Origin of the sequence: Azospirillum endophyticum (assembly GCF_016595245.1) — a bacterium.
In the GTDB taxonomy this organism is placed as follows: Bacteria; Pseudomonadota; Alphaproteobacteria; order Azospirillales; family Azospirillaceae; genus Azospirillum; species Azospirillum endophyticum.
The window spans coordinates 150,507-174,036 of record NZ_JAENHM010000069.1 but is presented as its reverse complement, the minus strand read 5'-3'; the positions used below and the strand labels follow the sequence as shown (position 1 = coordinate 174,036).

Here is a 23,530-nt window from a genome sequence, read left to right as displayed (position 1 = left end):
GCGGCCTTGGGCCGCCCTTTCCTTATCCGGCCGGCTTGGTACCGGCCGCGATCCGAGCCCGATGATGCATGGAGACGGCGGTCAGGAAGCCGAGCGCCGCAGCGGTTGCGCCGAGCAGGAAGACGCCCCCATAGCCGGTCCGGTCGGCGAGCAGCCCGGCCACCGGACCGGTCAGGCCATAGGCCACGTCCTGGAAGCCTGCGAAGGCGCCGAGCGCCGTCGCCCGGAGATGCGGCTCCACGAGATGGACGACCTCGCGGCCCATGGCGGGAAAGACCAGGGAGCAGCCGAGCCCGGTCAGAAAGGCGCCGGCCAGGGCCAGGACGGGATCGCCGGCGCTCCAGACCAGCATCTGGCCGACGGCCTCGACCGCCAGCGATCCCATCGCCACCGGCAGGCCGCCGATGCGGTCCGGCAGATGGCCGAAGGCGAAGCGGACGAGGACGAAGCCGACCCCGAAGGCGGTCAGGCCGAGCCCGGCGAACGGCCAGGATTCATGGACGAAGTGCAGCGAGAAGAAGGCGCCGATGGCGGCGAAGCCGATGCCTTGCAGGCTGACGACGGCGCCGTGCAGCCAGATCCGGCCGATCACGCTGCGGAACGGCGGGCGCTTGGCGTCGGGATGCGCCGGGACCCCCGGCATCCGGCGGATCGCCAGCAGCCCGAGCGCCGGCAGCAGGGCGCCAACCGCCATGGTGCCGGCGAAGCCGATCCCGTCGAGCAGCGCCAGCCCCAGCGGACCGCCCGCCGCGAAGGCGCCGTACAGCGCCGCCCCGACCAGGGCCAGAACCTTGCCCGACCGCTGCGGTCCGACGATGCCGATCCCCCAGGCGATCACCCCGACCCCGACCAGGCTTTCGCCGAGGCCGATCAGCAGGCGGCCCAGGACCAGCACGCAGAAGGCAGGCCAGGGCAGGTGCGGCAGCATCCCGGCGGCGACCGAGACCAGCCCGCCGACGATATAGAGCGCCAGTCCCCGGGCCACCGCGGGCTTGGCCCCGCCGCCGTCCACGAGGGTGCCGGCGAAGCCGCGGGTGAGGATGGTGGCGAGGAAGGCGCTTCCGACGCCCAGTCCCGCCCAGAAATTGCCCATCCCCAAGGTCCCGGCCACGAACAGCGGGGTGACGGGAAGGGAGATGGCGACGCAGAGATAGGAGAGGAAAAGGATGGCGGCCAGGATGAACAGACGACCCTGTGACGGGTCGGGCGCCGGGGCGATGATCTGATTTGGAGTCTGGTCGCGTGCCAAGTCGCAGGCCGCGTCGCGTGTCGGCTGGGGATCCATGGTGTGCTCCACACTGGTCCTCGGTCGACGGGCATCCGATCATGCGAACGCACTCCGACCGGTGAGGATCGTTGAGTGCGTTGAATGACGTCGAACGCTTACGGCCAGTGCGACTGGCGACGTTTCGACAGCTAACCGATCCGTCCGCGGAAGACAACCGGGAAGTCTGCAGGGAGGCGTCAGCGGGCCTTGCGGTCGGCCCTCGCCATGGAGGGCAGCGCCACATCGATCACCAGCCGGTGACCACGATCCTTGTCCGGAGCCAGGGTGGAGACGGAGATCAGCCGGACGGCTTCCCCCTTGGTGCCGTCTCCCTTGGCATTGCCGCCCGGTCCGCCGTCCTCGTCGCTGAACAGCAGACGGGTGCCGCTGGCGGTCCGCTCCGCCCGGTAGCCGAGCGTCGTCGCCGGCAGCCGGCCGGCCGGGGGAGCCTGCCACAGCGTGCCGGGAAGCGTCACCTCCAGCCGGCCGTCGGGGCGCCGCACCGGCGTCTCGAAGCGCGGGTCCTGGTCGAGGTCGAGCACGACGCGCAGCCCGTCCCCGCCGTTGGCGGTGCGGATCCGCTCCACATGGCGGGGCGTCGCGGTGCTTGCCCCAGGCTGGGCCCCGGCCTGGATCCCTGTTGGGCGGGCGGGCGCCTCGGGGACCGGCTTGACGCCGGGACGCAGGATCTCCACCGCCGGTTCCGTCCGCAGGGCGGGAGGGCCGTCCTGCGGTTCGGGCTTGGCTGCCGGGACCGGAGGGACCGGGATCGGAGCCGGCGGGGCCGAGTTCGAAGGCATGGCAGGCTGGGCCGCCTGGACGCCTTCCGCCGAAATTCCCGCTGCCGGCGTCTCCGCCGGCTTCGCGGCTGGTTCGGCGAAGCCGCCCTGGCGGCCTTCGGCGCGGCCTTGCCGGACGTAATGGGCATAGCCGCTGGAGATCTGCCCGTTGCGGACGGCGGCGGCGACGTCCGGGTTGGCGGCCAGATAGGCGCGCTCCCGCCAGCCGGTCTGCGGCGTCAGTGTGGCGTCGGCCTCCGGGGTGCGGCGCCAGTTGGACAGCAGCGAGGGCATCGACCCCTGCAGGCCCAGCCCTTCCACCGCCAGAGACAGCCAGAAGGGAGTCAGCAGCAGGAGCAGAAGGCGCAGGAGCTGGGAGATCGGCAACAATGCGGGTGGTGTCCGGCGAAAGGGAAAACGGCACCGGTCCCGGCGGTCCGGCCTTGGTCCCGCATGCCTACTCCCAAGCACCGCACCCGGTCCAGGAAAAGCCGCGGTCCGGGATCGGCCGCAGGGATCGCTTACGGGGATCGGCCATGGGGAGAGGCACTCTCTCCTGTCCACCCCCTTTGCCCACCCCGTTTGGTTGCCTCCTTTGTTCGCCAACGATGCGGGGTACCCCATCGTTCGGGTGGCCGCGGGGAGAGGCGATCCTCACCTTCGGAGTGCCGCAACCGTTCGGCGCCGCCCCTTAGAGTTTCGGAACCGGGAAGCCTTCATGGAACAGATGCGAGACGGATCGCCGGTCGATCCGGCGCGGGACCCCTCTCCCCCCCTCTCCTCCAAAGGTCAGCCGCAGGCCGAAGGCCCCCATCCAGCCCCGCCTCCCCAGGGTCCGCAAAGCGGCCCCAATCCCGGCCCCCGTCTCGATCCCGGCATCGCCGGGCTGGTTTCGGCGCTGCGCATCCTGGGCATTCCGGCCGACTACGACGGCGTGCGCCATGCCTGCGGCGGCGAATCCCCCGACCTGACCGGGCTGGTCCGCCAAGCCCACCGGCTGGGCGCCAAGGCCCGGGTGATGAAGACCAAATGGGAGCGGCTGGAGCGCACGCCGCTGCCGGCCCTGGTCCCCGGTCCCGACGGCGGCTTCCTGGTGCTGGCCAAGGCCGGCAACGACCGCGTCCTGGTGCATGACGCGGCGACCAACCAGACCCGCGTCCTCGACCGCGCCGCCTTCGAGCCGCTGTGGAGCGGCCGGCTGATCTGCCTGGGCCGCAAGGGCACGCTGGGCATGGGCCAGCCGCGCTTCGACGCCCGCTGGTTCGGCGGGGTCGCCTGGAAATACCGCGGCATCCTGGGCGAGGTGCTGCTCGCCTCCTTCTTCATCCAGCTGTTCGCGTTGGTGACGCCGCTGTTCTTCCAGGTGGTGGTCGACAAGGTGGTGGTCCATCGCAGCCTGGGCACGCTCGACGTGCTGATGGCCGGCATGCTGGCCGTCGTCCTGTTCGAGGCGGTGCTGGGGGGGCTGCGCACCTACACCTTCGCCCACACCGCCAACCGGCTGGACGTGGAGCTGGGGGCCAAGCTGTACCAGCGGCTGCTGTCGCTTCCCATGGGCTATTTCGCGACGCGCCGGGTCGGCGACAGCGTCGCCCGGGTGCGCGAGCTGGAGACGATCCGCAACTTCATGACCAGCTCCACCATCACGCTGGTGCTGGACCTGCTGTTCACCGTGGTCTTCCTCGGCGTGATGATGGTCTACAGCCCGATGCTGACGGCGATCGTCGCGGCATCCTTCCCCGTCTATGTCGCCATCAGCCTGGTGGCGACGCCGATCCTGCGCCGCCGGCTGGACGAGAAGTTCGCCCGCGGTTCCGAGAACCACAGCTTCCTGGTCGAGACGGTGTCGAGCATCGAGACGGTCAAGGCGATGGCGGTCGAGCCGCGCATGCAGCGGCGCTGGGAGGACCAGCTGTCCGGCTATGTCCGTGCCGGCTTCCGCGCCGGCAACCTGAACAACGTCGCCAGCCAGTCGGTGCAGTTCGTCTCCAAGATCTCGACCATGCTGGTGCTGTGGCTGGGGGCGAAGCTGGTGATCGAGGGCAGCCTGACGGTGGGCGAGCTGGTGGCCTTCAACATGTTCGCCGGCCGCGTCGTCCAGCCGGTGCTGCGCATCGCCCAGCTATGGCAGGATTTCCAGCAGGTGCGGCTGTCGATGCACCGCATCGGCGACATCCTGAACACCGCGCCGGAACCGCTGCAGAGCGCCGGCCGGGCCGCCATGCCGGCGATCCGGGGCGACCTGACCTTCGAGCACGTCACCTTCCGCTATCGCCATGACGGGCCGGAGACGCTGAGCGACGTGTCGCTGCACGTCCCGGCGGGACAGGTGGTCGGCATCGTCGGCACGTCGGGCTCGGGCAAGAGCACGCTGGCCAAGCTGCTCCAGCGCTTCCATGTGCCGGAGCGCGGCCGGGTGATGGTCGACGGCACCGATCTCTCCACCGCCGACGCGGTGTGGCTGCGCCGGCAGATCGGCGTGGTGCTGCAGGACAACGTGCTGTTCTCGGGATCCATCCGCGAGAACATCGCGCTCACCGACCCGACGATGGAGATGGTCCGCGTCGTCGCCGCGGCGAAGCTGGCCGGCGCCCACGACTTCATCGTCGAGCTGCCCGACGGCTACGACACCGTGGTGGGCGAGCGCGGCGCCAGCCTGTCGGGCGGGCAGCGGCAGCGCATCGCCATCGCCCGCGCGCTGGTCACCAACCCGCGCATCCTGATCTTCGACGAGGCGACCTCGGCGCTCGACCATGAATCCGAACGGATCATCCAGGCCAACATGCGCCGCATCTGCGCCGGCCGCACCGTGCTGATCATCGCCCACCGCCTGTCCACCGTCGCCGTCGCCGACCGCATCGTCACCATCGAGCGCGGCCGCATCGTCGAGGACGGCGCGCCGGACGAGCTTCTGCGCCGCGGCGGCCGCTACGCGACTCTGTTCCGCGGTCAGATGGGGCAGCTGCCGGGCGCGGGCGCCCTGCCCGCGGACGGGCTGATCGAACAGCGGGTCGCGGGCTAAAGGGGGAATGAACGCCATGAGCAAGACGACCGCCGCGGTGAAGACCATCCCCGCCACCCCTCCCGGCATCCAGCCGCCCGCCAACGCGCCGGGCACTCCCGGCGGTCCGCGTCCGCCCACCAAACTCCAGGGGCGGCCGCCGAAGCGCCGCCGCGACGAGATGGATTTTCTGCCCGACGCGCTGGAGATCCTGGAACGTCCGCCCTCGCCCACCGCGCGGACCTTCACCGCGGTCATCATGCTGGCCTTCACCGCGGCCTGCGCCTGGGCCTGGTTCGGCCATGTCGACGTGGTGGCGGTGGCGCAGGGCCGGGTGGTGCCGAGCGGCCGGACCAAGACCATCCAGCCGATGCAGACCGGCGTCGTCCGCGCCATCGACGTGGAGGACGGCCAGCTGGTCAAGGCCGGCCAGACCCTGATCGAGCTGGACCCGACCGAGGCCGCCGCCGACCGCGGCCGCATCCGCTCCGACCTGTCGGCGGCGCGGGCCGAGGCGGCACGGCTGCGGGCGGCGCTGGAGGTGGCGAACGGGACTCCCGGCGCCGCCCCGGACGGCAGCTTCGTCGCCCCGGCCGGGCTGTCGCCCGAACTGGCGCGGATGCAGAGCCAGCTCCTTGCCAGCCAGGTCGCCGAGCAGCGCGCCAAGCTGGCGGCGCTCGACCGCGAGCAGGCCCGGCGCGAGGCCGACCGCGCCACCGTGGTGCAGACCATCGCCAAGCTGAACGCCACCCTGCCGCTGATCCGCGAGCGGGCGGAGGCGCTGTACGACCTGTCGAAGCGCGGCACCTCGTCCCGCTTCCAGTATCTCCAGCTCCAGCAGGACCTGGTCGGGCAGGAGCAGGAGCTTCTGGTCCAGAAGATCAAGCTGACGGAGGCCGACGCCTCGATCGCCGCCACCGCCGAGCAGCGCCGCCAGACCGAGGCGGAGTTCCGCCGCCAGCTCTACACCAGCCTCGCCGAGGCCGAGCGCAAGGCCGCCTCGCTGGAGCAGGAGCTCGCCAAGGCCGAGCAGCAGGTCGATCTCTTGCGGCTGACGGCGCCGGTCGACGGCTATGTCCAGCAGCTGGCCGTGCACACGGTGGGCGGCGTGGTGACCACCGCCCAGCCGCTGATGGTCATCGTGCCGGAGGACAGCCGGCTGGAGGTCGAGGCCTTCATCCCCAACAAGGACATCGGCTTCGTCCAGACTGGACAGGTCGCCGAGGTCAAGGTGGAGGCCTTCTCCTTCACCAAATACGGGCTGATCCCCGGCCGCGTCGCCTCGCTGTCCGGCGACGCCGTGCAACAGCAGCAGCAGGCCGACAAGGGGACGGACAAGTCCGCGGCCAAGACGCCGGAGGCGGGGTCGGTCTATGCCGCCCGCATCGCGCTCGACCGCGACACGCTGGATGTCGACGGCAGGCAGACGCGGCTGCAGCCGGGCATGACGGTGACCGCCGAGATCAAGACCGGCCGCCGCCGCATCGCCGACTACCTGCTCTCCCCCCTCTCGCGCAGCGCCCAGGAGGCCATGCACGAGCGGTGAGGCCGTAATCCGGTAAAATCCCCCTCTCCCCGCTTTCGGCGGACCGGAGGTCCGCCTGTCGCGTCAGCGCAAACAAAGTTTGCGCGTGAGCGGGGAAGAGGGGCTCCCATCCGTATCGGCCTCGTTACGCCGCCATGCCATGCGCCATGTCGTGGCCGTCGTACCAGGCGTGCAGGCCATGGTCGGCATACTGGAAGGCCGGGAGCAGTTCCGGCGTCCAGCCGGCGACATCGGCCACCGCGTTCGATGTCCCATGCGATGCCGCATCGGCCGATACGGCGTGGCCCAGCAGGTCGCTGGCCTGAAGCTCCGCCACCTGCGCCTGGGCGGCGAACAGGCTCTTTTCGGCGGCGACCACCAGCGTGCCGTTCCACCACATCCCGCTTTGGCCCTTGACCACGTCGCGCCCGTCGAGCGCGCCCTTGTCGTAGGTCACCGCGGCGTCGGTGGCGGCATAGCCGTGGCCGTTGACGCTGACGCTGTTGACGAACAGGTTGCGGTCCTGGCCGCCGGCGAAGCCGTCATTGTCGTACTGAACCTGCACCTTGTGGGCGCTGTCGGCCGACACGGTGGCGGTGAAGGCGTAATTCTTGGCCGCGCTGCCCACCGTGGCGCCGCCGACGGCATGGCCGTCGACCAGCAGGGTGAAATGGGCGTTCACCCCGGCCGCCGCCGTGCCCTTGGCGTTCACCAGGATGGAGGCGATGGTGGTCGCCGGGGCGCCGGGATGCGGGGCCGGGTCCGGCGCCGTCGTGCCATAGAGCTGGCCGATCTTGGTCAGCAGCGCCTGGGTGTCGAGGTCGGTGTAGCCGGTGCCGGCGATCGGCGTCCCGGTTTGCCTGGCCAGCGACAGGAACTCGTCCTGGGTCAGGGCGCTGCCGCGCAGGGCCACGGCCTCCTGCTGGGCGAGCGCCACGGCGGCGGTCACCGTCGGGGTGGCGAAGGAGGAGCCGTTGGCCGTCAGCGTCCGCCCGGCCAGATCGGTCAGCCGGATGTCGGTGCCGTCGGCGCAGAGGTCGGTGATGCCCGGATTGCGCTGGGCCCAGCCCGGCATGGTGCCGTCGCCGCCCGACGCGCTGACGCAGATGCTGTTGTGATCGGCGGCGAAATAGGACACGTCGGTCGCCGTCCCGTTCTGCCCGGCATTGCCGGCGGCGGCCGACACCAGCACCCGCTTGGCGGCGAGGCTCGCCAGTTCGTCCGACAGGATCGTCGTCGTCTCCGACGAGGCGGAGCCGCCGGCCAGCGACAGGTTGACGCCGACGACGTTGTAGTCCGACGCATGGGCGACGACCCATTGCAGCGCCTGCTCGATCGCCGTCCCCGACGCGGTGGTGGCGCCGTCCGGCATCACCTTCAGCGCGATGATGTCGACGTCCGGCGCCTGCGACAGGATGCGGGACGTCACCAGCCCGCCATGGGTGTCGGCGTTGGGATTGCGCGCGTCGGCGTCGTTGTCGGCATAGTCGTGCTGGTAGACCACGCGCGCGGCATTCTCCCAGGTCGGCGACCAGCCGCTGTCGATGACGACGACCGTCTGGCCCCGGCCGGTGTAGGTGCTGTTCGCCATGCTGTCGGTCCCGTCCTGCTGCCGTCGGTGATGAAGATGCGGAGCGGAGTATGGCGGCTGGCGATGTGGCCTTGGGATGATAAGGACGGGGCGGATTTCGGACGCGGTGCCTCTTATGCGCCGTCGCATAAGAGGTGCAAGAGATCAGATCAGGTCGTCCAACTCCACGCGCAGAGCTTCGGCGATGCGCTTTAAGGCGTCTACCGAGCCATTCCGCGTGCCGGCCTCGATCTGCGAGACGTAGGACTGCTTGAGGCCGGCGGCTTCGGCGAGTTGGGTCTGCGTCAGGGCGCGGTGGTCGCGGAACACTTTCACAGGATGCTCTCCCTCCAGCAGCCGTGCTGCGACCTCGTCGGGAAAGGTTTCCGGAGAGGAACTTCGGTAGGCATCGTAAGCCTGGATTGCGGCGGCTTCGTCGGCGGCCTCCAGCAGGCGTTCATATTCGGCAATAGGCAGCACGGCGAAGGCGGCTTTGCCGTTGCCGTCGCGGATGATCTGCGCCGGACTAGTCATAAATGCCTCCTCTCGGTCCAACATCGATCACGATCAACACCAGAGCCCCATCTTCGATGTCGTAGACGACCCGCCAGTCTCCGACACGGAGCCGATAGCCGTCGCGGCCCTTGAGCTTCTTTACGCTTCGGGTCGTTGCTGATTCTGCTGCTACTTCCTGCATTTTTTGACGGATCAGATCCGCGACATTGCGTGGTATCCGACGCAAAGCCTTCAAAACGGCGGCGGTGTATCTGATCGTGTGCATAGCAAAATTATTGCTCTTTGCAATGTCTATTGCAAAAGGGAGCCGTTAGAGATTGGCCCATGTCCTTCGGCATCCCACCTGTTGGGGGCGATCAAGCAAAATGGAGCCGCATTGTGCGAGGGGTTTGGCAAGGATTTTGGTTGAGGGTGCCGGTCCGATATCACTGGGGTCTCGCTACCCTGGCCTTCCTACCGTCTACGGCCTTTGCCGATCCTGCCGCCACCCTTCCCGTCGGTGCGCCGGTGCTGGAAGTGCCGGTGCGCTGCCGGATCGGGGCGGACTGCTTCGTCCAGAACTATGTCGATGCCGATCCGGGGCCGGGAATGCGGGACTTCGCCTGCGGACGGCTGACCTATGACGGGCACAAGGGCACCGATTTCCGCTTGACCGATTTGGAGGCGATGCGGCGCGGGGTGGCGGTGGTGGCCGCCGCCGCCGGCACGGTGGCCCGCGTGCGCGACGGGATGGAAGATGTCAGCATCCGCCAGAGCGGCGGGGCGCCGGCCGGGCGGGAGGCCGGCAATGCGGTGGTGGTCGACCATGGCAATGGCTGGGAAACCCAGTACAGCCACTTGAAGCGCGGCAGCATCGCAGTCAGCCTGGGCGACCGGGTGGAGGCGGGAACGCCGCTGGCCCAGGTCGGGCTGTCGGGCAGGACCGAGTTCCCCCATGTCGATTTCGGCATCCGCCATGACGGCCGTACCCTCGACCCCTATACCGGCAAGGAGACCGGGACCGGCGAGGCGCCGGCCTGCCCCACCGATCAGGGGGCCGCACCGGTTCCACCGGGCACGCTGTGGAGCGCCGAGGCGCGTCGTACCCTCGCCTACCGGCCCAGCGCCCTGCTCGGCGCCGGTCTCGCGCCCGAGGCACCGAGGGCGGAGGTGGCGCGGGATGGCGGCTATGGCGGGAGCCATGATGGCCGGTCCTTGCCGGCCGATACTCCGGTGCTGGGAGTATGGGCGGAGTTGATGGGCGGGCGGCAGGGCGACCGGGTGACCCTGGAGGTGAGCGGCCCCGACGGCCGCCGCCTGTTCCGCAACGAGGGCGCCGTGCCGCGTCCGCTGGCCGTGCTGTTCTTCGGCTCGGAGGTGAAGAAGTCCGCTTCCGGTCCCTGGACGTCGGGGGCCTACCGGGTGACGGTGACCGTCCGCCATGGCGACGAGACAATGCTGCGGGAGGAGCGGCGGGTGGAGCTGCGCTGACCGGGTTGAGCGGGATAGGAACGTACAGGGTGAGCAAGTGACAACTGCAGAGGCGTAAGCATTTGTCACGAAATGAACACCGCATTTCCGCGCGAAAGTGTACCTTCGAAAGGATAGTTGTACCTCTTTATTAAGTGTCGATGGCGTGAGATTGCCGGCATATCGGCAAGGCAATCCGGCAATGACAGACACGCAGCAGGCATTCTACGTCGCGACCAACGGCAACGATTCCTGGTCGGGACGTCTGGCGGCACCCAATGCCGACGGCACCGACGGTCCCTTCGCCACGCTGGAGCGCGCCCAGGGCGCGATGCGGGCGACCGGCATCCGCGACACCTATGTGCGCGGCGGCACCTATGCCATGGCGCGCACGGTCACGCTGACCGGGGCCGACAACGGCGTGCGCATCATGGCCTTTCCGGGCGAGACGCCGGTCTTCAGCGGCGGCGAGCGGGTCGGCGGCTTCACCGCCATCGGCGGCGGTCTCTATGCCGCGGCGACCTCCGCGACGGGGCTCGACCTCTCCATCGGCGGGGTGCGGCAGAAGGTGGCGCAGACCGGCGACTGGAACGCCGGCGACGCCAAGTCGGGGTGGTCGGTCCTGGAGGCGGCGGCCGGCGGCGCCAGCAAGACCAGCCTGCGCGTCGGCGCCGGCGACGGGGCGATGGCGGCGGTGCTGGCCGCTGGGATCCAGCCCGGCACGATGGTCCAGACCTTCGACACCGAGCGGCTGTCCGACAACATCGTCGGCGTTGCCGCCGCCGATGCCGGCAGCCGGACGATCACCTTCACGCAAGGGGTGAAATACGCTCTGCGCGGCGGCGGCACCTATCGCCTGCTCAACGACGACGCCTTCATTCGCGACGCCGGCGAATTCGCTTGGCAGGCCGAGACCGGCCGGCTGGTGGTGAAGCCGCAGGACCCCGGCACCCTCCTGGCCCAAGGGGCGGTGGTGGCGCGGCTGGGCACGCTGCTGGCGCTGAACGGGGCGAGCGGCGTCACCCTGCAGGGGCTGACCTTCGCCGATACAACCTGGGACGGCTCGGCCCTGACGCTGACCAATGCGTCGGGCAACAGCATCGCCGGCAACCGCTTCGTCAATGCCGGCACCGCGATGACGCTGACCGGCTCGTCCGGCAATGTCATCGAGGCCAACCGGATGGAGCATCTGGGGGCCGGCGGAATCAAGGTCACCTACGGCAGCAACGGCAACCGCATCAGCGCCAACATCCTCTCCGACATCGGCGAGGTGCTGAAGGACGTCGCCGGCATCCAGCTCTACGGCACCAGCGGTACGCTGATCTCCGGCAACGACATCCGCAACAGCACGCGCTACGGCATCTCGATCAAGAACTGGGACGGCGCCACCGTCAACACCGATACGGTGGTGGAATACAACCGCCTCTACAACACGATGACTGAGACCGCGGACGGCGGCGCCATCGAGATGCTGGGCCGGTCCAACGTCGATACCCGCACGATCATCCGCGGCAACGACATCCGCGATGTCGGCGGGCTGGCGACCGACGGGTCGGGCTGGCTCGACCGCCAGAAGAGCTTCGGCATCTATCTGGACGACATGGCCAACGGTGTCACCGTCCAGGACAACTTCATCCAGAACACCGGCTGGGCCAGTGTCTTCATCCATGGCGGCGATTCCAACACCGTCACCAACAATTTCGCCACCCTGACCAACCCACGCGAACGCTTCATCCGGCTGGAATGGGTGCCGAGCGCCGGCACCATCGGGCTTCTCGCCAACAACAGGGTGACCGGCAACGCCATTTCCTCCTCCACCGGCGTGGATTACTGGGAATTCTGGACCCCCGGCTCCTACAGCGTCACCGGCAACCTGCTGCAGGGGATCCGCGGGCTGACCGGCGGCGACACGGTGTCGTCGGGACTGTTCGCCAATCCGGCGGCCGGCGATTTCCGGCTCGGCGCCGGGGCGGCCGCGGCGCTGGGCATCCATGACCTGGACTGGGCGCGGATGGGATACGCGCCGCTGACGGTGCCCGGGATCCCCAACCCCGGGATGGGCGGAGGATCGGGGGGCGGGGCTACTTCGGCGGTCGGCACGGGCGGCGCGCCCGTCGCCCCGTCCGGGCCGGCCTTCTCGCCGCTGGCCTACATCGCCTCCTATGCCGACCTGTCGGCCATCTTCGGTGCCAACGCCGCCGCCGGCGCTGCCCATTACACCGCCAGCGGCCGGGCGGAGGGGCGGACGGTCAATTTCGACCCTCTGGCCTACATCGCGTCCTACGGCGATCTCGCCAACGCCTTCGGAACCAACGGCGATGCCGCTGCCGCCCATTACATCACCAGCGGCCGGGCGGAAGGACGGGCGGCCAGTTTCGATCCGCTGGCCTATCTCGCGTCCTACGGCGACCTCGCCGCGGCTTTCGGCACCGACCGGACGAGCGCCGAGATCCACTACATCACCAGCGGCCGGGCGGAAGGACGGGCGGCCAGTTTCGATCCGCTGGCCTACATCGCGTCCTACGGCGATCTGGCCGCCGCCTTCGGCACCGACCGGACGGCGGCGGAGATGCATTACCTCACCAGCGGCCGGGCGGAGGGGCGGACGGTCACCTTCAATCCCACGGCCTATCTGGCCGCCAACGGCGACCTGGCCGCCGCCTTCGGCACCGACCGGACGGCGGCGGAGATGCATTACCTTACCAGCGGCCGGGCAGAGGGACGGACGACCGGCTTCAACGCCTCGGCCTATCTGGCCGCCAACGGCGACGTCGCGGCGGCCACCGGCGGCGACCTGACTGCGGCGATGTGGCATTACATCCAGCATGGACGGCAGGAGGGCCGGGCGCTGAGTCCCGTCCCTGCCCGTGCGGCCGGGCTGCAGCCGGAGAGTGCCATGCTGGCCGCCGCCGGGATGGGGTGAGCCGGATTCCTTTTCCCGCTGCCCTCTGCCGCCTGCCCTCTGCCGCCTGATCGGGTGACAAGCTGGGCGTGAGCCGTTACAACGGCCCGTTCGGCGCCGCTGTCCCGCGGCACCCGGATTTCCATGCGGGGATGATGGCTCAGGCTCTTCTCGACACCCCCTTCGCCCAGCCGGCGAAGCCCGATCCTGCCCCCGGCCCGGAGCCGGGTCCGGAACCGGGCAAAACCGGTCCGGGGAAGTCGGCCGGACGGCGGTGGCCGATGCTGGCCAAGCTGGCGGTGACGGTCGCGGTCCTGGGCGCGCTCGCCGCCGGGGCCGATTGGCCGGGCATCGCCTCCCGCCTGTCGGCCGCCGATCCGTGGCTGTTCGCCGCCGGCTTCGCCATGAAGGCGCTGACGCTGCCCTTCGCCTCGCAGCGGTGGCGGGCGGTCGGCCGGGCCGCCGGCTTCTCCCTGACCCGCTGGACCGCCTTCCGCCTGCAGATGGCGAGCGGCTTCCTCGGCCAGATCCTGCCGGGATCGGTCGGGGCCGACCTGCTGCGCGGCTGGTTCACCTGGCGGCTCGGCCATCCGGCCGGCCCGGTGATGCTGGCCTTGCTGGTCGACCGGCTGATGGCGCTCCTGGGCGTGGTGCTGATCGGGCTGATCGGGCTGCCGCATCTGGCCGCCGTGGCGCCGCCCGCCGTCGCCGGCACCGTGCTGGCCGGGGCGCTGGTCCTGGCCGTGGGCATGGGGCTGCTTCTGCTGGCCGGGCGCATCCCGCGCGACCGGCTGCCTCTTCCGAAGCGGCTGCGCGATGGAGCCCTGGGCCGGACCGCATGGGGCGCGGTGGCGCAACTGCGCGCCATGGCCGGCACCTCCGCCGCCTGGGCGGCGCTGGGCCACAGCATCGGCGTCCATCTCGCCACCATCGCCGCCACCGTCCTCTTCGCCCGCTCGGTCGGCCTGCCGCTCGGCTGGCTGGACGGGCTTGCCATCGTGCCGGCCGCCATCGTCGCCGCCGCCCTGCCCGTCTCGCTCGGCGGCTGGGGCGTGCGCGAGGGGGCAATGGTCGCCGGTTTCGCGCTGCTCGGCTTCGATGCCGACGCGGCCCTTCTGGTCTCGTTGCTGATCGGGTTGTCGATCGCCGTCCTGTCGCTGCCCGGCGGCCTGTTCTGGCTGCTGTTGCGCAACGAGACCGCCGCCCGGACCTCCCCTGGCGGAGCCGACGCCTTTCCCACGGATTTCCCGCGATGACCGACCAGTCCACCCCGACGCTTCCGCAATCAGATTCTCTGGCCGCTCCCGTGGCCGCCGCTTTCGCTGCCGAGACGCGCGGCCTCTCCCCCCGCCAGCAGCGGATTCGCGGGCTGTTCGACGCCATGGCCCCGTTGCGCGACCGCTGGGCCGGGCGCAACCGTGCCTTCCATGAGGCCGACCGCGCCTATCTGCGTTTCCTGATCCCGGAGGGGGCGACGGTGCTGGAGATCGGCTGCGGCGTCGGCGACACGCTGGCGGCGTTGAAGCCGGCGCGCGGCGTCGGCATCGACCTCAGCCCGGCGACCATCGCCGTGGCGAAGGCGCGCCACCCGCAGCTGGAGCTGGTCGCCGCCGACGCCGAGGATCCGGCGACCATCGACGCCGTGAAAGGGCCGTTCAGCCATATCCTGCTGTCAGGCACCATCGGCTTCCTCGACGACATCGAGGAGACGCTGCGCCTGCTGCGCCGGGTCGCGACCCCGAAGACCCGGATCATCGTCAGCTATCACTCCCGCGTCTGGGAGCCGATCCTGTGGGCGGCGGAGAAGCTGGGAATGCGCATGCCGCAGGGCCAGCAGAACTGGCTATCCACCAGCGACATCGTCAACCTGCTGGATCTGGCTGGCTGGGAGCCGGTGCGCCGCGAATGGCGCCAGCTGATCCCGAAGCGGCTGTTCGGGCTGGGCACGCTGGTCAACCGCTATGTCGCGCCGCTGCCGGGCATCCGCCGGCTTTGCGTGCGCAATTATGTCGTCGCCCGCCCGCAGCCCACCGTCGAGGCGGTGACGGTGGACGGCCGGCCCGCCTCGGTCACCGTGCTGATCCCCTGCCGCAACGAGCGCGGCAACATCGAGAACGCCATCCGCCGCCTGCCCCGCTTCGCCCCCGACATCGAGGTGATCTATGTCGAGGGCAACAGCCAGGACAACACCTACGAGGAGTGCCTGCGCGTCCGCGACGCCTATTCCGACTGGGACATCAAGGTGATGAAGCAGCCCGGCAAGGGCAAGGGCGACGCGGTGCGCGCCGGCTTCGCCGTGGCGCGCGGCGACATCCTGATCATCCTGGATGCCGACCTGACGGTTCCGCCGGAGACGATGGGGAAATTCTACCAGGCGATGGTGTCGGGACGCGGCGAGTTCGTGAACGGCACGCGGCTGGTCTACCCGATGGCGCCGGAGGCGATGCGCTTCCTGAACTTCCTGGCCAACCGGGCCTTTGCGCGCATCTTCTCCTTCCTGCTGAACCAGCGCTTCACCGACACGCTGTGCGGCACCAAGGTTCTGTGGCGCGAGGATTACGAGACCATCGTCGCCAACCGCCATTACTTCGGCGACTTCGATCCTTTCGGCGATTTCGACCTGATCTTCGGCGGTGCCAAGCAGAACCTGAAGATCGTCGAGGTGCCGGTGCGCTATGCCGACCGCAGCTATGGCGAGACCCAGATCTCCCGCTTCACCCATGGCTGGCTGCTGGCCCGCATGGTGGTGTTCGCCTGGAAGAAGCTGAAGGCGTTTTGAGGCATCAAGTCGACAGCTTCTGATCCCGACCTGTCAGGATCGGAAGCTTCGGCGGCATGTGCCGCCGCGCCGGTCGCCGCGGATACCGGCGGTCACCGTCAGGGATCGCCGGATCGAGGATTGCCGGCATCACACCGGTTCGACGGCGACGAGCGGGAGGAAGGCTTGGTAGCTGTCGCGCTGTTCGGTCAGGCTCAGCAGCAGGTCGGTCAGGCTGTCGCGGGCGAAGGCGTCTTCGGCGGCGGCCATCCGGCGGCGGACGACCGCAATGAACTCCTCCAGAACCTCCAGATGCAGGGTGGCGGAAGCGAGGACGTCCTTGGCGATGGGGGCGGCGATGGGAGCGGTCATGATGGCGGTCTTTCGCGGAAGAGGGGGGCGGCAGTCGGAGCGGCTTGAGAGCGGTCGGATCAGGCGGCGAGCGCTGTGACGGGCTGGTCGGCCGGCTGGGAGAGGGCGAGCGCGGCGCGGTAGGTCTCGCGCTGCTCGGCCAAGCCCGACAGCAGGTCGTTCAGGCTGTCGCGGGTGAAATCGCTGCCGGCGCCGTTCAGCTTCGACTGGGTGATCGCGATGAACTCATCGACCACATCCAGGTGCAGGGAAGCAGAGGCGAAGACGTTGGCGGCGCAATCGGTCTTGGACATGGCGGCGATCCCTGTATTCGTGGTGGAGGCTTCTGCCCGTTCTGATGAGCTTATTGAGCCATCCACCCAGTTAACGAGGTGTTAAGATCACCGATTGGTCTCAGGTCGCTTGGTGATTACCACTTCCAAGAAGAACGTCGCTTCGCGATTTGGCGGTAGTATTACTTCTTTCGATGCGGGCATGAAAAAACGCGGCCGGGCGACCGGCCGCGTTCTTCATCGTCCGTCCGGCGTCGGCCAGGCGTCAAATGGCCCCCATCAGACGGCCTGCGGCAGCCCGTGGATGTAGCCGACGCCGCCGCTGCGGCGGTTGCGGTAGGCATCGTCGATCAGGGCGGCGACGCTGTCCTTGATCTTGTCGTGCAGGCCCTTCTCCCAGTCGCCGGGGTGCTGGAAGTTGCTCATGATGTAGGAGAAGCCATTGACGTCGTCGACCGCCTGCAGGCCGGTCGATTCCGCGCCGGCCGGGCAGGACAGGATGCGGGTCAGCGCCTTGCTGTCGGCGTTGTAGGCCCACAGGAAGTTGTTGACGTGGCAGCCGCTGTCCTCGCCGATGAACAGCGTGCGCAGCTTCTCGGAGAACTTCAGGTTGTCCGGGTTGGCGATCCGGTCGGCGTCGGCGGTGTTGCCGAGCGCGTCCGGGGTGGCGAGGTCGCGGCCGACCAGGGCGGGAACCGGGCTGAAATGCACCGGCACCCAGTCGCTGGCGATGGCGGATCCTGCCATGTCGGTCTGGCCGGCCTTCATCGGCAGCTGGTAGACGGCGCCGGCGTTGATGGTGTCGACCTTGATGCCGCTCTTGCCGTCGCTCATCGACTTGTACATGTAGGACACCGCCATGTAGGCGGTCTTGTCCTTGGCGTTGACGGTGACGCCTTCCAGCTTGGTCAGGGCCAGCGTGGCGCCGACGGTGGGGGCGTAGCGGTGGGTCTCCAGGAAGGCGGCGGCCTTCACCATGCCCGGCTTGAACTTCACCCACTGGGTCTTGCCGCTGAAGCCGATGGCGGTGAAGGACGGGTCCTTCGGATCCTCCTTCTTCACCTCGACGATGTCGGCGGCCTTCAGGCTGTCGGCGAGCGTCTTGATCTCGTCGCTGGTGGCGTGTCCCAGCTTGACCCACTTGAGCGCGAAGGCGCCGCCCTTGTCGATGTCCTTGCCCGGCTCCTGCTCCATCTTCGCGGCATAGAGGGTGCCGGCGGAGAGGTCCTTGGCCTTGTCGGCGATGAACATGAACAGGCCGCCGTTGGTGGCGTCGTCGCCCATCAGCACGGTGCGCTCGTCCGGCATCACCTGCACCAGCTCGTGCGAGATGCGGCCCAGGCAGTAATGCTTCTTGATGCTGCCGGTGCCGTCCAGGTTCACCGTCACTTCCGGCAAATGGCCGTAGTGGTAGGGGTTGGCCTTGGTCTCATCGCCGAACAGGTTCTTGCTGTAGGCGCGGAACTGGTCGTCGAGTGCCGCGGCGTCCGGCTCGTACTCCTCGCTCGACAGGTGGGTGTTCCAGGGCGACAGGCTGGCGCCGCAGGTGATCCACAGGCCGTGCACCGGGCTGGTGTCGACATTGTGGTACTGCACCAGCTTGAGCGCGCCGGTCTCCTTGTTCTGGTCCAGCGTCAGGACGGCGATCGGCGACGGCAGCTTGCCGTACATCGAGGCGTCCTTGGAATCGCGGGTGGTGTATTCGAACTGGACGACGGCGAACAGGGTGTTGCCGGTCACACCAGCCACCTTGGCGCCGGGGATCGGGGCCAGCAGGTTGCAGCCGTCCGGGCAGTCGGAGAAGAACTGCGCCGGGGTCGCCAGCGAGCCGTCCATGATCGGCTTGCCGTTGATGTCGACATAGCCGCCGGCCAGGATGGTGCCGCCCTTGCCGTCCGGAACGTGATCGCCGGTGATGAACAGCGGCTGGTAGCCGAGCGCGAAGCTCTGCTTGGAGCCGTCGGCCCAGGTCACGACCATGCTGGAGTCGACCGTGGTCTTGGCCTGCGCCGCGGCGGTGGTGGGGGCGGCCATGCCGACGAACTCGACGGCGACCGGCGCGCCCTTGGCGGCGGCGGCTTCGGCGCCTGAGGCGAACAGCAGCTCGCCGGCACCGATGCCGGCGACCGGCAGCAGCGGCAGCCCGGCGAGGGCACGGAGCACCGAACGGCGCGACGTTTCAGGCAGGTGGACGGACAGATCGGTCATGGCGGATGTCTCCCGAACCCTCATCAGGGCAAGCGGCTGGCGTGCGCCGTGCCGTCGGGCCGGTGGGGTCCGTTCGGCGCGGCCTTGGTCTTGGCGAGCGTCGGGAAGCTACAGCGGGGATGTTACAGTTTGACGGTCGGTTCCCCGTTCGATTGGGCCTCTTCGGTGGGGTGCCGCCGTCGTGGATCAGCGCGCGCTGAGCATGCAGGTGCGGTCGGACGGCATGGGCAGCGTCACCGGCTTGCCGTCGGTCCCGGTGCCGCGCACCACGCGCCCGGCGGCTTTCCCCGCCGTGGCGGACGGGTCGACGATCTCCGGATCGGTCACCTGCCCGGCGACGGTCCATTGCCGGGTCTGCGGGTCTTGGCAGCGCAATTCGTAGCGGCCCTTCATCGGCTCGGCGGCGGCCGGGGACGCGGCCGTGAGTGCCGAAGCCGGCAGGATCAGGGCGGCGATGAGCGTCAGGGGGATGAATCGGGTCATTGGGCTTTTCCTCAACGGGCCGTATCCGGCGAGACCGTGTCCGGCGATTGCGGGCGGGACACCGCCTGGGCGATGTCGGCCTGCCAGATCATGCTGACAAGCGCGATCTGGGTCAGCAGGTGCATCTCGCCGCGGCCGATGGCCTCCAGCAGTTCCGCGCGCGTCAGGAACAGGATCTCGGTGTCCTCCAGGTCGTCGGCCACCGGTTCGGCGACGTGGCGGCAGCCGGTGGCGCGGAACATGTGCGACCAAGCCCCGCCCTGGTTGGCGTTGACGATGTAGGCGCCGAGGTCGGTCCAGCCGTCGGCCTCCATCCCCGTCTCCTCCATCAATTCGCGCTTCGCCGCGGCCAAAGGCTCCTCGCCGGGCGACAGGTGGCCGCCGGGGAAGACCAGCCCGACCTTGCGCGGCCCATGGCGGTACTGGCGGTAGGTGACGATCCGCCCGTCCGCCGTCTCGGCGAAGATGCAGGCGAAGGAGGGCTGGTCGAACTGGTAGTAATCGTCGATCCGCCGGCCGTCCGGCAGTTCCACCGTCTCCACCCGCACCTTCAGGAAGGGGTCGGCGTCGAGCAGCTCCCGGCTGCCGAGCACGGTCCAGGGGCGGTGAAGGCGGAAGGGACGGTGTCCGGGCATATGCTGGCCTACGTTCTTGCAGGTGCCGCAGGGGGGCAGGGGGACGTACCGGAGATGGCCTACCAGCAGCCGTCCGTCCGCGTCCAGTCATCCGCAAGGAGGAAAGGATGCCTTTTCGGCAGGAGGCCTGCAGCTTTGACCGGATGAAATCGGACGGAACCTCATAGTCCGGGCGCGTCATGAATTACGGGTGTGATACACCTTTGATTGAGTCATCATAGGCGTTTGTCGAATGAAACGAGATGTGACCGATTTCCGCCGGGCGACCATTCTCATTGAGCCGCTTCCGCAAAATGCTTATCGGTTCATGCGCCATAACCGTCGGACTCCATGCGCACCGCTTCCTGCTCCCCCATTCCGCGCCTGATCCACCAGACCTGGAAGACACGCGACATCCCACCGGGATTCCAACCGCTGCGGCGTAGCTGGATCGAGCGCAATCCCGGCTTCGCCTACCGGTTCTGGACCGACGAGGACATCGAAGGCTTCATCGCCGAGGAGCATCCGGCGCTGCTGCCGGTCTTCCGGGGCTATGCCAACCCCATCTCGCGGATCGATCTGGCGCGCTACCTGATCCTGCGCCGTTTCGGCGGGGTCTATGCTGACCTCGATTTCGAATGCCTGCGCCCGATCGACGGGCTGCTGGACAGTCTGCCGGGCGGGGCGGGCTTCGTCGTCGGGCTGGAGCCGGAGGAGCATGGCAGGCTGGCGAAGGCGGTGGAGCGCGGTCTGCCCCGCATCCTGTGCCCGTCCTTCCTCGCGTCGGTGCCCGACCATCCCTTCCTGGACCATCTGCTGGCCCGGCTGGTCGAGGCGCGCCACTGCGCCGATGTGCTGGACGCCACCGGCCCCTTCCTGCTGACCCGCGCCCATGCCGAGTATGAAGCGGCGCATGGGACGGAGGGAACTGCCGCGGTGGCGGTGCTGCCGCCGGAACTGCTCTATCCCGTGACCAAGGAGGAGTGCTGGAGCGGCCGCCTGTTCGACCCCGTCTTCTGGGAGCAGGCGACCCGCCGGGCCTACGCCATCCATTATTGGGAGGGCACCTGGTTCCGGGAGGGCGCCGGGCATGGCGTGGACCTGCCGCGGCAGGTCGCGGCGGTGGTGACCGACGGGCGGCCGGAAAACGCCCGGTCGCCGGTGGCCAAGGCCGAGGGGTTGCCGCTGATCTCCTGCCTGATGGTCACCAGGGGACGGGCGGGGCCGCTGGAGTTCGCCATCGACGGCTTCGCGCGCCAGACCTATCCCAACCGCGAACTGGTCATCGTCTGCGACAGCCCGGCATTGCCGCAGGACGACCCGCTGGAGCGCGCCATCGGCGCCGCGGGTTGCCCGAACATCCGCTTGGTCCGGGTGGAGGCGGTCCGGGTGGAGGCGGGGAAGCGGCTTGGCGATCAGCCCGGCGGGCTGACGCTGGGCGAGCTGCGCAACATCGCCGTCGACCATGCGGCCGGCCGCTATGTCTGCCAGTGGGACGACGACGACCTGTACGACCCCTGCCGGCTCGAGATGCAGCAGCTGGTGCTGGCCGCCGCCGGTGCCCATGCCTGCCTGCTCGGCCGCTGGATGATCTGGTGGCCGGCGCAAGCCCGGCTGGCGGTGTCCGCCGAACGGGACTGGGAGGGCTCGCTGCTGTGCGAGAAGGCGGTGATGCCCCGCTATCCGGCGCTTCGCCAGGGCGAGGACACGCCGGTGGTCAAAGAGCTGCGCCGCAGCGCCCGGGTCGTCCGGATGGATATGCCGCGGCTCTACACCTACGTCGTCCATGGCGGCAACACCTTCGCCGCTTCGCATTTCGAAACGCAATGGCAGCTCTCCACCGCCCGCTTCGGCGGTGAGCGCTGCCGGGCCCTGCTGGAGGAGATGGGCAAGCGCCTGCCGGTGGAGGGCTATCGGCAGGCGGTGGCGGCCTTCGCTTCGGCCGCTCCGGCGATTGCCGGGGCACTGCCGGAAAAAGTGCTGGTGCTGACCCCGGTGAAGGATGCCGTCGCCCACCTGCCGCGCTACCTGGAACTGCTCGGCCGGCTCGATCACGATCGGTCCCGCCTGTCTCTGGGCTTCCTGGAAGGGGACAGCGGCGACGGCACGCATGACTGGCTGGCCGAGCGGCTGCCGGAACTGCGGCAGCGCTACCGCCGCGTGACCCTGCTGCGCCATGGGTACGGCTTCCGGCCTGAAATTCCCCGCTGGAGGCCGGAAATCCAGCGGCGCCGCCGCGAACTGCTGGCACGGTCGCGCAACCGGCTGCTGTCCGGCGCGCTGGGGGACGAGGACTGGGTGCTGTGGCTCGACGCCGACTTGGTCGATTATCCGCCGGAGCTGCTGGCCCGCCTGCTCGCCGCCGGGCGCGACATCGTCGTTCCCCACTGCGTCCGGCCCGACGGCCGGACCTTCGACCTCAACAGCTTCCGGGTGGCTGGGAAAGAAGGAGGCGAAGAGGATCCGCGCCATCTGGTCGACGGCATCTTCCAGCCGCCGCGCGGTGCCGGCCGGCTCTATCTGGACGCCTTCGCCGGCGAAGCGATCGTGCCGCTGGACGGAGTGGGCGGCACGGCATTGCTGGTGCGCGCGGATCTGCACCGGGAGGGCTTGTGTTTCCCTTCCTACAGCCACCGCGGTTACATTGAGACGGAAGGACTGGCGATGATGGCCAGGGATATGGGCGTGACCGCCTGGGGCCTGCCGGACCTGCGCATCGTCCATGCCGATCATTGACAAGCGGACCACCATGTCGACCACCCAGTGCCTCGGCGCCGACGATCCTAACGCCAGTGGCCCTAACGCCAAGAACCCGAACGCCGGCGGCCCGGCGGTCGCCGCCAGCATCGTCATCTGCACCCATCGGCGTCCCGGACTGCTCGATGCCTGCCTGGAAAGCCTGATCGGCCAGCGGGTGGGTGGCTCTCCGGGCATTGCCCATGAAATCCTCGTGATCGACAACTCCGTCCTGGCGGAAGGACGGCCGGTCGTCGAGCGGCGGCAGGCCGCCTTCGCCCTGCGGGGTGTGCCGCTGCGCTATGTCCTGGAGGAGCGGCCGGGGGTCAGCTTCGCCCGCAACCGCGGCGTGGCCGAGGCGGCGGGCGAGCTGATCGTCTTCATCGACGACGACGAGCGGGCCTGCGAAGGATGGCTGGAGCGGATGCTGGAACCGTTCCACCGCCTGGGCGATGCCGTCGACATCGTCGCCGGCGAGGTCGAACCGGATTTCGGGGCGCTGTCCAGGCCGGACTGGCTGGCCGACGACATGCTGCACTTTTTCTCGTGCCGCTGGGGATGGGACAGCGAATCCCGCTTTTTGCGTGAGAAGGAGTGGTTCGGTGAAGGGAACTGCGCCTTCCGCAAGCGGCTGATGGATGGTCGCGCCTTCCCCACCGGCCTCGGCCGAAAGGGGGACGGACTGCTGACGAACGAAGGCGTCGTCTTCAACGAGATCCGCGCGGCTGGTGCCGCGACCTACTATGTTCCATCCGCCGCAGTGTTCCATTTCATCCATCCCGACCGGCTGAGCCGGCGCTGGATGATGCGGCGGATGTTCTACCAGGGTGTTTCCAACCGCCTGACGCAACGGCAATACGGGCTGCCGGAACAGCGCTGGGACTTCAACGTCAATCTGGCCAAGCTGGCCGATCTCGACGTCGAAAGCCTGGAAGGGGAAGGTTTGCGGGCGGTGATCCGGCTGTATTACCAGCTCGGCTATGCCTCGATTTCCGGTATGGAATAATGAGGCCGCCGGGAGGCCGGTGCCGTCGTTAAAGAGGCCGTTGTTGAAGAGGAAGCAGGGGGAACCCGATGG

18 protein-coding genes are annotated in these 23,530 nt (G+C 69.1%); 8 read left to right on the top strand and 10 right to left on the bottom strand.

The features are described 5' to 3' along the window. Positions 1-22: 22 nt before the first annotated feature. Positions 23-1,285, bottom strand: a complete 1,263-nt coding sequence (locus JHL17_RS25795) for an MFS transporter (RefSeq protein WP_200197544.1) — start codon at positions 1,283-1,285, stop codon at positions 23-25. A gap of 179 nt (positions 1,286-1,464) precedes the next feature. Then, complete coding sequence (locus JHL17_RS25790) at positions 1,465-2,436, bottom strand: hypothetical protein (protein WP_200197543.1); 972 nt, start codon at positions 2,434-2,436, stop codon at positions 1,465-1,467. A gap of 328 nt (positions 2,437-2,764) precedes the next feature. Between JHL17_RS25790 and JHL17_RS25785 the strand changes: the two genes are divergently transcribed. Next, positions 2,765-5,068 carry a type I secretion system permease/ATPase gene (locus JHL17_RS25785; RefSeq protein WP_247893822.1) on the top strand — a complete coding sequence of 768 codons (2,304 nt, stop codon included), beginning with the start codon at positions 2,765-2,767 and terminating at the stop codon, positions 5,066-5,068. 16 nt (positions 5,069-5,084) lie between these two features. Continuing rightward, entirely contained in the window at positions 5,085-6,593 is a 1,509-nt protein-coding gene (locus tag JHL17_RS25780) for an HlyD family type I secretion periplasmic adaptor subunit (RefSeq protein WP_200197542.1), read from the top strand. A gap of 124 nt (positions 6,594-6,717) precedes the next feature. Here the strand turns inward: JHL17_RS25780 and JHL17_RS37905 are convergent, their stop codons facing one another. The 3 genes from JHL17_RS37905 to JHL17_RS25765 all read right to left on the bottom strand — a co-directional run bounded on the left by JHL17_RS37905 (position 6,718) and on the right by JHL17_RS25765 (position 8,923). Continuing rightward, positions 6,718-8,163, bottom strand: a complete 1,446-nt coding sequence (locus JHL17_RS37905; RefSeq protein WP_200197541.1) for a carbohydrate-binding domain-containing protein — start codon at positions 8,161-8,163, stop codon at positions 6,718-6,720. 144 nt (positions 8,164-8,307) lie between these two features. Next, the gene (locus JHL17_RS25770) at positions 8,308-8,676 is read right to left on the bottom strand and encodes a helix-turn-helix domain-containing protein (protein ID WP_200197540.1); all 369 of its coding nucleotides are present in this window, start codon (positions 8,674-8,676) and stop codon (positions 8,308-8,310) included. Then, the gene (locus JHL17_RS25765) at positions 8,669-8,923 is read right to left on the bottom strand and encodes a type II toxin-antitoxin system RelE family toxin (protein ID WP_200197539.1); all 255 of its coding nucleotides are present in this window, start codon (positions 8,921-8,923) and stop codon (positions 8,669-8,671) included. Before JHL17_RS25765 ends, JHL17_RS25770 begins: the two co-directional genes overlap by 8 nt. Positions 8,924-9,069: 146 nt before the next feature. On the opposite strand from JHL17_RS25765, the gene JHL17_RS25760 reads away from it, so the two are divergent. From JHL17_RS25760 to JHL17_RS25745, 4 genes are all read left to right on the top strand, one after another. Further along, a complete protein-coding gene (locus tag JHL17_RS25760) occupies positions 9,070-10,128 on the top strand; it encodes a M23 family metallopeptidase (protein ID WP_345773878.1) in 1,059 nt (352 codons plus the stop codon). A gap of 181 nt (positions 10,129-10,309) precedes the next feature. Further along, complete coding sequence (locus JHL17_RS25755) at positions 10,310-13,030, top strand: right-handed parallel beta-helix repeat-containing protein (protein ID WP_200197537.1); 2,721 nt, start codon at positions 10,310-10,312, stop codon at positions 13,028-13,030. Positions 13,031-13,161: 131 nt separating this feature from the next. Then, positions 13,162-14,265, top strand: coding sequence for a lysylphosphatidylglycerol synthase transmembrane domain-containing protein (locus JHL17_RS25750; RefSeq protein ID WP_200197536.1), 1,104 nt, complete (start codon positions 13,162-13,164; stop codon positions 14,263-14,265). Then, the gene (locus JHL17_RS25745; protein ID WP_200197535.1) at positions 14,262-15,788 is read left to right on the top strand and encodes a glycosyltransferase; all 1,527 of its coding nucleotides are present in this window, start codon (positions 14,262-14,264) and stop codon (positions 15,786-15,788) included. Before JHL17_RS25750 ends, JHL17_RS25745 begins: the two co-directional genes overlap by 4 nt. 129 nt (positions 15,789-15,917) lie before the next feature. Here JHL17_RS25745 and JHL17_RS25740 read toward each other — a convergent pair whose 3' ends face one another. From JHL17_RS25740 to JHL17_RS25720, 5 genes are all read right to left on the bottom strand, one after another. Continuing rightward, on the bottom strand, positions 15,918-16,139 hold the full coding sequence (locus JHL17_RS25740; protein WP_200197534.1) for a hypothetical protein: 222 nt from the start codon (positions 16,137-16,139) through the stop codon (positions 15,918-15,920). 59 nt (positions 16,140-16,198) lie between these two features. Beyond that, entirely contained in the window at positions 16,199-16,432 is a 234-nt protein-coding gene (locus JHL17_RS25735; RefSeq protein WP_200197533.1) for a hypothetical protein, read from the bottom strand. A gap of 258 nt (positions 16,433-16,690) precedes the next feature. Then, positions 16,691-18,619, bottom strand: a complete 1,929-nt coding sequence (locus tag JHL17_RS25730; RefSeq protein WP_247893820.1) for a PhoX family protein — start codon at positions 18,617-18,619, stop codon at positions 16,691-16,693. A 186-nt stretch (positions 18,620-18,805) separates the two neighbouring features. Then, positions 18,806-19,102, bottom strand: coding sequence for a hypothetical protein (locus JHL17_RS25725; RefSeq protein WP_200197531.1), 297 nt, complete (start codon positions 19,100-19,102; stop codon positions 18,806-18,808). A gap of 11 nt (positions 19,103-19,113) precedes the next feature. Beyond that, on the bottom strand, positions 19,114-19,737 hold the full coding sequence (locus JHL17_RS25720; RefSeq protein WP_200197530.1) for an NUDIX hydrolase: 624 nt from the start codon (positions 19,735-19,737) through the stop codon (positions 19,114-19,116). A 330-nt stretch (positions 19,738-20,067) separates the two neighbouring features. Here JHL17_RS25720 and JHL17_RS25715 point away from each other — a divergent pair, with 330 nt between their 5' ends. Next, positions 20,068-22,452 (top strand): glycosyltransferase, encoded by a 2,385-nt coding sequence (locus JHL17_RS25715; protein ID WP_200197529.1) that lies wholly within the window; start codon positions 20,068-20,070, stop codon positions 22,450-22,452. Next, entirely contained in the window at positions 22,439-23,458 is a 1,020-nt protein-coding gene (locus JHL17_RS25710; RefSeq protein WP_247893819.1) for a glycosyltransferase family A protein, read from the top strand. Before JHL17_RS25715 ends, JHL17_RS25710 begins: the two co-directional genes overlap by 14 nt. Positions 23,459-23,530 lie beyond the last annotated feature (72 nt).